At 60.3% G+C, this 1,345-nt stretch carries 1 protein-coding gene; it reads left to right on the top strand.

The window, feature by feature from the left end; genetic code table 11:
• Positions 1 to 123 precede the first annotated feature (123 nt).
• The coding region (locus GQ56_RS0138625; RefSeq protein ID WP_235212844.1) for a DUF6531 domain-containing protein at positions 124 to 1,345 on the top strand (1,222 nt) is incomplete at its 3' end.

Genomic DNA, 1,345 nt, shown 5'->3' with positions numbered 1-1,345 from the left:
GGCAAGGCGCAAACCGGATCAACGGCGTCTGACATGCGTACGCCTGGGTTTGTTTGACGGACGACGAACCGATATCTCGCGGCGTCTTCGCCTCATTTCTGAATTCATTTCCGGTTTCCCTCCATGACCGCATCTTCGACCGTAAGCCGTCCTCAGCAGATGGCTGTTGCACCGCTGAACACCATTCATCCGAAAGATATCGTCGCCGCCGCGCGTAAGTTCGATCAGTGGCTGCAACAGATCAGCGGCGGCGCCGTCACGCTCGAGCGACTGAATAACGTCGCACAGGGGCTACCGGTGGTCGGCAACGTCATTGCCCTGGTGAGCGTGGCGCTGGACTTGAAGGCGTTGCACGACAAGCCGTCCACCGATGCGATGGACTGGGTAAACATCGGCATCGACCTGATCGGGATCATTCCGGTGCCGCCGACACTGGCGGCGGCGCGCATGAGCCTCCGACCGATGCTGGCAGAAGCGCGCCACGAATTGGCAGCCCAGCTCAAGGCGATGGTGAAGGATGGCGTGAAAGCCCAGGCGAACGACGTGTTGGTCGATCTGTTTGCCGCGCACCTGAATGCGACCATCGTCGGGGAACTGGAGAAGTTCGTTCAGGAGGCGCAGGTCCGACTGGACGGCATGCTCAAGGACGCGGGCGAGCTGCTGGAAAAGATGCTGCTGGACATGGCCGCGGGCATGAAGAAAGCGGCGCTGGGTAACTTGAACGCGGTGGGCAACGCCAAGCTGTCGGACAAGGAGGCGAGTCAGGCGTCGGAGATTTTCTTACGTGATCCGGGGGCGGGCATCAAGAAGGGCCTTTGGTCGTTGTATCACGCGACCAAGGCCAATGTGGAAACGGTCTCCAATGCGGTAGTGCATGCCACCATGACACGGCAGCAGCAGGAGCAGATGGCCGCCGACGTGGACAAGAAACTTCGGGAACTTGCCGGCCTGTGTAAAGGCGCGCTGGCTAAGCTTGCCGATCCGCGCGTGGGCGAAATCGCCAAGCTGCTGACGCTGCTGCTGGCTGTCATCAAGGCTTCCCGGAAACATCCTCGCAAGAGCCAGGCGGCGAACATACCGGAAGGCAAGAGTGGTCAGGCTGCGCAGAATCGCGGCCATGGCGTGGTCGAAAAAATTGGCGCGCAGGCCGATGCTGAAGGGGATGGCAACTGTTGCAAGAATCTTGAAGCCGGGACGACAGGTAGTATCAGTTTTGCGCGCGGAGCCGAGCGACTCGATCACGATGACTTCACGTTGCCGGGACCGTTTCCGTTTACCTGGAGCCGCCAGTATCGATCAGATCTTGCGGCCTATGATGATGGGGTGATGGGTGCGCGCTGGATCA

Origin of the sequence: Burkholderia paludis, from assembly GCF_000732615.1 — a bacterium.
GTDB lineage: Bacteria > Pseudomonadota > Gammaproteobacteria > Burkholderiales > Burkholderiaceae > Burkholderia > Burkholderia paludis.
The sequence above is the reverse complement of the archived record's forward strand: the minus strand, read 5'-3'. Positions and strand labels throughout refer to the sequence as shown.